Raw genomic sequence first — 8,302 nt, 5'->3', positions numbered from 1 at the left:
GGGTAACCGTCGGGGTGTGGCGGGGTCGGTTTTCGGCCGTCCGACCGGTACGGGTGTTCGGGGTGGAGGGGGTCGGGTGTGGGGTGGGGGTGGTGGGGCCGGCATGGGGAATTCTTGGGTTCGGGGGCTCTGGGCTGCGGGTCGTGGCGGGGCTACAGTGCCGGTCGGCACGGGGCGCGCGGGCGTTGCGGGAGGGGACCCGATGGCTGGATCCGGAGTGTTGGCGAAGGTGGCCGGCGCGGTCGGCGGGAAGACGGCGGCGGTGGTCGCCGCGGGGGCCGTGGTGGTCGCGGGTGCGGCCGGTGCGGGGGTGTGGTGGACCTCGCAGGGGCCGGAGCCGGTGGTGGTGGTCCAGCGCAGTACGTCGGTGTCGGTGCCCGCGGGCGGGGAGCAGCTGACGGTGGCGGGGTGCCAGGCGCATGAGACGGCGCTGGGCGGGGGGTATGCGATCGCCGGGTCGGGTTTCGCGACGAACAGCCATTTCATCGGGGGCGCGTGGCTGGCGTCGGCGTTCAATCCGGGTGACGCGGCGTCGACGTTGACCTCGTACGCGTTGTGCGTGAACGCGAAGCCGCAGGTGGAGGGCGGCTTCGATTTCCAGTGGACCACGTACGCGTTCCTGGACAGGTCGAGCAAGTTCCCGCCTCCGGGGGGCGTTCATGACGCGACGACCGAGGGGCCGTTCAAGGGGATGACGACCACCACGACGGCCACCCCGCACTGCGGGGACGGGTTCACGATGGTGGGCGCCGAGTTCAAGGCCGACCGGGCCCTGAAGGGGCGGCCGGTGGCGCCGGTTCCGCTGGACCAGCTGACGCCGGGGGCGGCGGCGCCCGGTCCGGCGGGTACGGCGGGTACGGCGGTCGGCGGGAGTGATTTCGTCGCGCATCTGAACCCGGGTACGGAGTTGAGTTCCCGTCCGTTCCCGTTGAAGGACTCCTCCGACGTGCTGCGCATGACGCAGCTGCAGTCTCCGCCGCCGCCGCAGGCGAACTTCTCGGTGGGGGTGCGGCCGGTGTGCGTGAAGCTGAAGAGCGTGTCGGTGGTGACGGCCCAGGTGGCGGTCCCGGCGGGCGGCAGCGCGCAGGCGACGGTTGCCTGTCCGAAGAACCGGCTGCTGCTGGGGGGCGGGTTCAACTTCCCGGCGGCCAACGAGCACGGTGCGCCGGAGGCCCCGCAGCGGTATTTCGGGGACGGCTGGCTGTTCGCGGGGACGGACGGGCCGGCGGTGGCGGGTACGCCGTCCGGGGGCCGGGTGCGCGAGTGGCACGTGACCGGGGTGAACCAGCAGAAGCCGGGCGGGCTGTACCACGATTCGGCGTGGGTCGAGCACAGTGACGCCGAGACGTCGACGGGCAACGTCTACCTGGACGCGCAGGCACACGACGGGGACGACCAGCTGCTGCGTGGCTCCGGGATACCGGAGGCCCAGCCGGTGGTCGCGAGTGCGGTGTGCGCGACGATCGACGCGAAGGCCACCTCGCCGGCGAAGGGGCCGTCGCCGACGTCGGTGGGGCGGCCGGAGGTGCCTTCGGTGCCGGGGACGGATCCGTCCGCTGCGGTGTCGGGTCCGCCGTCGGCGTCCCCGTCCGCGTCGGTGTCGCCTTCGCAGTCCCCGGGGCACGGCGCCCCGCCGTCGTCCGGCTCCCCGGACTCCCCCTCCCCCGGCCGGCCCGCCAACGGGCAGAGCCCGCAGCCTTCGACGAGTGCCCCGCAGCAGCCTCAGCCGCCGGCGGTCAGCCGCCGGCGGTGGCGATCCGGCAGCCGGGCGGCGGGGGTCAGCTGCGGCGCGGCTGCGAGGAGAGCTTCTCCGGATCGGCGCGGACCCGGCCGGAGGACCGGGCGATCACCGATCCGCAGTACACGTCGTGGCAGCTGAAGGGGCCGAACGGGCCGGTGCCGGTGGGGGCGGGCCCGTCGGGCGGCTTCGTGGTGCCGCTGCTGCCCGACGGGACGTATCCGCTGGTGTTCACCGCGACCGATCCGGGCAGCGGCCTGACGGCCAGTGCCCAGGTGTCGGTGCGGATCGTCGGCTGTATCCGTTAGGCCGAGGGGGTCTGCCGTACCCGCAGGGTGCGGGCGAGGTCGTCGAGCTGGTCGACGAGTACGCGGCGCATCATCGGGGTGATCTCCGGGTCTTCCAGGGCGGTGTGGCCGGCCTGGAGGTTGGCCTCGTCGACGTGGTGGGCGGGAAAGGCCCAGCGGCCGGCGGCCTCGCCGATGGCGGGGCCGCGGCGGGCTCCGAGGGCGATGGCCTCGGGGTAGTAGCGGGGCACGTAGTCCGCCACGAGTGCGGTCTGTTCGGGCTGCCAGAAGCCCTGGGCGGTGGCGGTGAACAGGTAATTGGACAGGGTGTCGTCGTGGAAGAGCCGCTGCCAGGCGGCGGCCTTGGCCTCGGCGGTGGGCAGGGCGGCGCGGCAGCGGGCGGCGCCCTGCCGGCCGGTGGCGCTGGGGTCGGCGGCGAGGGCTGAGTCGATGGCGTCCTCGTCGACGGCGCCGAGGACGGCGAGGCGGGCGAGGATGCGCCAGCTCAGTTCGGGGTCGAGTTCGGGGCCGCCGGTGACGGTGCCGTCGGCGAGCCAGGCGGCGATGGTGTCGGGCTGGGTGGCGCTGTCGATGAAGGCGCGTACGGCGGCCAGGCGCAGGCCGGGCTCGGTGCCGTCCTCGGTGCGGCGCAGGAGGTCGCGGGCGATGCCGGTGAGGGTGGTGAGGGCGGCGGCGCGTTCGGCGGGGGCGGTGTAGAGGTCGGCGACGTGGTGGCGGGCGAAGGCGAGGACGCCCTGGACGACGGCGAGGTCGCTCTCGTCGGGGAGGTGGGCTTCGGCGGTGGCGAGGTAGGTGGCGGGTTCGAGTTCGCCGTCGCGGACCATGTCGCGCAGGGAGCCCCAGACGACGGAGCGGGTGAGCGGGTCGGGGATGCGGGAGAGGCCGCGCAGGGCGGTGTCGAGGGAGGTCGGGTCGAGGCGGACCTTGGCGTAGCTGAGGTCGCCGTCGTTGAGGACGAGGAGGTCGGGGCGGGGGCCGCTCGCGGAGAGGACCTCGTCGCTGGGGACGTCGAGTTCGAGGAGGTCGGTGCGTTCCAGGAGGCCGTCGGTGGCGCGGGTGTAGGTGCCGGCGGTGATGCGGTGGGGGCGGCTGCCGTGGCGGTCGACGGTGAGGGTCCAGCCGCCGGCGCCTTCCTGGATCTCGGGGGTGAGGGTGTCGATGCCGGTGGTGCGCAGCCAGATGTCGGCCCAGGCGTGGACGTCGCGGTCGGTGTGGGCGGCGAGGGAGTCCACGAAGTCGGCGAGGGTGGCGTTGGCGAACTTGTGGCGGGCGAAGTGGGTGTTGATGCCGGCGAGGAAGTCCTTCTCGCCGAGCCAGGCGACGAGCTGGCGCAGGGCGGAGGCGCCCTTGGCGTAGGAGATGCCGTCGAAGTTGAGGAGGGCGGAGGCGGTGTCGGGGACGTCGTCGGGGCCGGGGGCGACGGGGTGGGTGGAGGGGCGCTGGTCGGCGGCGTAGCCCCAGGGCTTGCGTTCCATGCCGAACTCGGTCCAGGTGCCGGTGAAGCGGGTGGCTTCGGTGAGGGTCTGGTAGCCCATGTACTCGGCGAAGGACTCGTTGAGCCAGATGTCGTCGAACCAGGCGAGGGTGACGAGGTCGCCGAACCACATGTGGGCCATTTCGTGGGCGATGACCATGGCGCGGCGCTGGCGTTCGGTGTCGGTGACGGCGGAGCGGAAGACGAACTCGTCGCGGAAGGTGACCAGGCCGGGGTTCTCCATGGCGCCGGCGTTGAACTCGGGGACGAAGGCCTGGTCGTAGGAGTCGAAGGGGTAGGGCTCGGTGAACTTCTCGTGGTAGCGGTCGTAGCAGGCGGTGGTGACGGAGAGGATTTCGTCGGCGTCGGCGTCGAGGTGGGGGGCGAGGGACTTGCGGCAGTGGATGCCGAAGGGCAGTCCGGCGTGTTCGGTGGTGACGCTGTGCCAGGGGCCTGCGGCGACGGCGGCGAGGTAGGTGGAGATGACGGGGGTGGGGGCGGAGGTCCAGACGCCGGCTCCGTCGGCTTCCCGGTCGCCGGTACGGGTGGTGGTGCCGTTGGCGAGGACGGTCCAGTGGCCGGGGGCGGTGACGGTGAACTCGAAGACGGCCTTGAGGTCGGGCTGGTCGAAGGCGGGGAAGACGCGCTGGACGTCGTCCATGAACATCTGGGTGTAGACGTACGTCTCCCCGTCGGCGGGGTCGGTGAAGCGGTGGAGGCCCTCGCCGGTGCGTGAGTAGCGCATGCGGGTGTCGAGGCGCAGCTCGTGGGGGCCTTCGGCCAGGCCGTTGAGGGGGAGGCGGTTGCCGGTGAGGGCGGCGGGGTCGAGGGGGTGGCCGTCGAGCGTGGCGGAGCGCAGTTCTTCCGGCTTCAGTTCCACGAAGGTGTCCGCGGGGGTGCGGGCGCTGAAGCGGATGACGGTGGTGGAGTCGAAGGTCTCTTCGCCGGTGGTGAGGTCGAGGGTGACGGCGTAGTGGTGGACGTCGAGGAGCTGGGCTCGGAGCTGCGCTTCGTTGCGCGTCAGTGCGGACATGGGGCCCATGCTGCCGGATGGGGGGCCGCGGTCCTAGGGGGTCGTGCGGGGGTGGCCGGGGCGGGGATGTCCCCGCCCCGGGGGCCGGTCAGTCCTCGCCGGCGGCGATGGTCTCGTGGTGGCGGATGACCTCGGCGATGATGAAGTTGAGGAGCTTCTCGGCGAAGGCGGGGTCGAGTTTGGCGTTCTCGGCGAGCTGGCGCAGGCGGGCGATCTGGCTGGCTTCGCGGCCGGGGTCCGCGGGGGGCAGGTGGTGGCGGGCCTTGAGGTGGCCGACCTGCTGGGTGCATTTGAAGCGTTCGGCGAGCATGTGGACAACGGCCGCGTCGATGTTGTCGATGCTGTCGCGCAGGCGGGCCAGTTCGGCGATGACGTTCTCGTCGATCGCCTCGGGGTCGGTGCCGCTGTCGCGGTCGCTGGTGTTCATGGTCACCGAGCTTACGTGGCGGGCGGGCCGGTCACCCCTGGCATGTCGCTGGGTGAGACGGGGGCCCCGGCGGGGGTTCACAGGGGCAGCAGGGCGGTGACGAGCCAGCCGCCTTCGGGGGCGGGGCCCGCGGTGAGGCGGCCGCCGAGGGCTTCGGCGCGTTCGGTCATTCCGGCGAGGCCGTAGCCTCCGCCGCGGGCCTTCTCGGAGAGCCGGGCGGGGTGTCCGCCGTCGTCGGCGACGCGTACTTCGAGGCCGGCGGGGACGGTGCGCAGGCCGATGCGGACGGCGGTGGCGGTGGCGGCGTGTTTGGCGATGTTGGTGAGGGCTTCGAGGACGATGCGGTGGGCGGTGGCGGCGACGTCGCCGGGGATGCGGTCCTCCAGGCCCCGTTCGATGTAGAGGACGACGGGCGGGCCGGTGAAGCGGCGGGTGAGGTCGCGGATGTCGGCGAGGCCGGCGACGGGGGCGGTGGCGGGGGCCGTGGGGGTGCCGTCGTCCTCGCGGAGGATGCGGACGAGGCGGCGCATGGAGCCGAGGGCTTCGTCGCCGGCGGTTTCGATGCGGGCGAAGACCTCGGCGGCGCGTTCGGCGGTGACGCGGGTGAAGCGGGCGGCGCGGGCCTCGACGACGATGCCGGTGACGTGGTGGGCGACGAGGTCGTGGAGTTCGCGGGCGAGTTCGAGGCGTTCGGCGGTGCGTACGGCGTGCAGTTCGCGCAGGCGCTGGACGGACTGGAGGCGCAGCAGGAGGGAGTAGGCGGTGACGACGACGGTGAGGACGGAGAAGAGGAGGGTGAAGCGGCCGGGGTTGGTGTCGCGTACGGGGACGGCCATGCAGCCGAGGCCGAGGACGGGGCCGAGGACGGCAGCGGTGCGGGCGGGGGTGTGCAGCAGGACCTGGGAGAGGAGGACGAGGAGGGCGACGGCCTCGCCGGCGCCCCAGACGACGGTGGGCCGTTCGCCGAGGACGAGCAGGAGGGTGACGGTCCAGGTGGTGGCGGCGGCGAACCAGGCGCGGGCGAGGAGGGGCAGGCCGGGCCAGGGGACGGCGCTGAGGCAGACGAGGATGCCGGAGACCCAGACGGTGGCGTGCGGGGGGCTGGGCTGACGGGCGAGGACGACGCCTTCGAAGGTGACGAGGGCGAGGAGGAGTACGCAGAGCAGCAGGCGGATCCGGTCGGCTGCGCGGGGGTGGCGGCGGGCCCAGGAGGCGAGGAGGCTCACGGGTTTTCACGCGGTGGCGGTGGCCAGGCCGCTTTCCCAGGCCCAGGCGGCGATCTCGACGCGGTTGCGGGCGGTGAGCTTGGCCTGGACGTTGGCCAGGTGGGATTTGACGGTGGACAGGGAGACGTAGAGATCGGCGGCGATCTCGGCGTTGGTCAGGCCGCGGGCGAGGCAGCGCACGACGTCCTGTTCGCGTTCGGTGAGGGGTTCCGAGGGGCGGCGGGCGGCCTGGGGGCCGGCCATGCGGGGGGCCATCTCGCGCAGCAGGCGGACGGTGATGGCGGGTGAGACGAGGGCGTCTCCGGCGGCCGCGGCGCGTACGGCTTCGACGAGCATGGCGGGGCTGGCGTCCTTGAGGAGGAATCCGCAGGCGCCGCCGTGGAGGGCGGCGTGGACGTATTCGTCGAGGTCGAAGGTGGTGACGATGACGATGCGGGGGGTGTCCTGGCCCGAGAGGCGGCGGGTGACTTCGAGGCCGTCGACGCGGGGCATGCGGATGTCGAGGAGGAGGACGTCGGGGTGGTGGGCGGCGACGGCGTCGAGGGCGGCCTGTCCGTCGGGGGCGTCGGCGACGACCTCGATGTCGGGCTGGCTCTCGAGGATCATCCGGAAGCCGGTCCTGACCATGTCCTGGTCGTCCGCGATGACCACTCTGATCGTCATGCGCTGCCTGCCCCACTGTCGCCCGTGGTCCCTCACCCGTCGCCGTCGCCTGTCGCGGCCGGTGGGGCTGTCCCGGCGGGTGCCGGGTGTCCCGGTCCCATGGGACCCGGGGGTGCGGCGGCCCGCAACCGGACGGCCGGGGGGCTCGCCCTTCCGGCCGGTTCGGGTCCGGCCGGAAGGGCGAGGTGCGTGGGTGGGGGGTGCGCCGCGGCCGGCCCGGGGGTTCGGGCCGGTGGCGGGGTCTACAGGCCGGCGGCGGCGTTGCGGATGTCGGCGGCGAAGGTGGAGACCTCGGAGTAGACGCCGGGGTATCCGGCGCGGGCGCAGCCCTCGCCCCAGCTGACGATGCCGACCTGGATCCAGGCGTTGGTGTCGTCGCGGCGGAACATGGGGCCGCCGGAGTCGCCCTGGCAGGTGTCGGTGCCGCCCTGGTCGTAGCCGGCGCAGATCTCGTCGGAGGGGACGAGGGAGTCTCCGTAGGCGGCCTGGCAGGCGGCGTCGGAGACGAAGGGGACGGTGGCCTTGAGGAGGTAGCGCTGCTGGGCTCCGCCTTCGCGGGCGGCGCCCCAGCCGGCGACGGTGAAGGTGCCGCTGTCGTAGGCCTTGGTGTCGGCGATCTTCAGGGTGGGGAGGTTGATCGGCTTGGCGAGCTTGATGAGGGCCCAGTCCTTGCCCTGGCCGTTGTAGCCGGGTGCCTGGAGGACCTTGGTGGACTTGACCTTGATGGCGCTGCTGCTCTGGAGGTCGACGACGCCGGCGGTGGCGGTGATGGAGGTGTTGTTGCCGGATCCGTTCACGCAGTGGGCGGCGGTGAGGACGATCTGCTGGGTGTAGAGGGCGCCGCCGCAGCCCATGGAGAGGCGGACCATGAAGGGGAACTCGCCCTGGGCAGCGCGGGTGCCGCCGACGACGGGGGTCGGGGAGGCGCTGGCGCCGGCGGGCTGGAGGCTGACGGCGGCGAGGGCCACGGCGCCTACGGCGAGGCCGCGCTTGAGGGTTGTGGCAAGAGTGGACACGGTCAACACACTGCCTTTCGTGGGGGGTTGGGCTGTGCACGCCATCCGATGAATGACGAGTCCATGACACATCGGTGTCCGCGACGCAACAAGAACGCGTTTTCGGACAATCTCCGCACCCCGCGGTCTCCGCGACGGGGATTCACCCGGGAGTCGCGAAAAGTTTCCTACCGGCCAGTAGACACGGGTGGGATTCTGGCCAACTCTGGGCACGTACATGCCAAGCCCGCGTACATGCCAAGCCCGCATCCGTGACGAGCCCACGTACGGACCGAGCCGTTCCGAGGAGCGCCCCCACATGCGCAGCACCCGCCGCACCCGCACGTCCCGTACCGCCTCCGCCACCGTGGCGGCCGCGGCCGCCGTGATGACCCTGCTGCCGGCCGGCGCCGCCGCCGCGGCCCAGGCCGCCACGCC

General features: G+C 72.9%; 7 protein-coding genes. 2 read left to right on the top strand and 5 right to left on the bottom strand.

Annotated features, from left to right (window positions below):
- Window positions 1–202 precede the first annotated feature (202 nt).
- A complete protein-coding gene (locus VR44_RS30060) occupies window positions 203–1,879 on the top strand; it encodes a hypothetical protein (RefSeq protein WP_157880443.1) in 1,677 nt (558 codons plus the stop codon).
- Window positions 1,880–1,896: 17 nt separating this feature from the next.
- Window positions 1,897–2,046, top strand: a complete 150-nt coding sequence (locus VR44_RS45425; protein ID WP_157880442.1) for a hypothetical protein — start codon at window positions 1,897–1,899, stop codon at window positions 2,044–2,046.
- Here VR44_RS45425 and pepN read toward each other — a convergent pair.
- The 5 genes from pepN to VR44_RS30035 all read right to left on the bottom strand — a co-directional run bounded on the left by pepN (window position 2,043) and on the right by VR44_RS30035 (window position 7,930).
- Entirely contained in the window at window positions 2,043–4,553 is a 2,511-nt protein-coding gene (gene pepN / locus VR44_RS30055) for an aminopeptidase N (RefSeq protein WP_045950773.1), read from the bottom strand. The genes VR44_RS45425 and pepN overlap by 4 nt on opposite strands.
- Window positions 4,554–4,641: 88 nt before the next feature.
- The gene (locus VR44_RS30050; protein ID WP_045950776.1) at window positions 4,642–4,980 is read right to left on the bottom strand and encodes a chorismate mutase; all 339 of its coding nucleotides are present in this window, start codon (window positions 4,978–4,980) and stop codon (window positions 4,642–4,644) included.
- A gap of 77 nt (window positions 4,981–5,057) precedes the next feature.
- Window positions 5,058–6,206 carry a sensor histidine kinase gene (locus VR44_RS30045; RefSeq protein WP_045950772.1) on the bottom strand — a complete coding sequence of 383 codons (1,149 nt, stop codon included), beginning with the start codon at window positions 6,204–6,206 and terminating at the stop codon, window positions 5,058–5,060.
- 6 nt (window positions 6,207–6,212) lie between these two features.
- On the bottom strand, window positions 6,213–6,869 hold the full coding sequence (locus VR44_RS30040) for a response regulator (protein ID WP_045950771.1): 657 nt from the start codon (window positions 6,867–6,869) through the stop codon (window positions 6,213–6,215).
- Between the two features lie 242 nt (window positions 6,870–7,111).
- Window positions 7,112–7,930, bottom strand: a complete 819-nt coding sequence (locus tag VR44_RS30035) for a serine protease (protein ID WP_094192009.1) — start codon at window positions 7,928–7,930, stop codon at window positions 7,112–7,114.
- Window positions 7,931–8,302 lie beyond the last annotated feature (372 nt).

It is taken from the genome of Streptomyces katrae (assembly GCF_000966975.1).
GTDB lineage: Bacteria > Actinomycetota > Actinomycetes > Streptomycetales > Streptomycetaceae > Streptomyces > Streptomyces katrae.
Note: the sequence above shows the minus strand (reverse complement) of the source record. Positions and strands in the feature narration are given on the sequence as shown.

What these genes read in the sequence shown, in the direction of transcription:
- pepN (WP_045950773.1), bottom strand. Translation starts at nt 4,553, where the DNA reads ATGTCCGCACTGACGCGCAACGAAGCGCAGCTCCGAGCCCAGCTCCTC.
- VR44_RS30060 (WP_157880443.1), top strand. Translation starts at nt 203, where the DNA reads ATGGCTGGATCCGGAGTGTTGGCGAAGGTGGCCGGCGCGGTCGGCGGG.
- VR44_RS30035 (WP_094192009.1), bottom strand. Translation starts at nt 7,930, where the DNA reads ATGGCGTGCACAGCCCAACCCCCCACGAAAGGCAGTGTGTTGACCGTG.
- VR44_RS30050 (WP_045950776.1), bottom strand. Translation starts at nt 4,980, where the DNA reads ATGAACACCAGCGACCGCGACAGCGGCACCGACCCCGAGGCGATCGAC.
- VR44_RS30040 (WP_045950771.1), bottom strand. Translation starts at nt 6,869, where the DNA reads ATGACGATCAGAGTGGTCATCGCGGACGACCAGGACATGGTCAGGACC.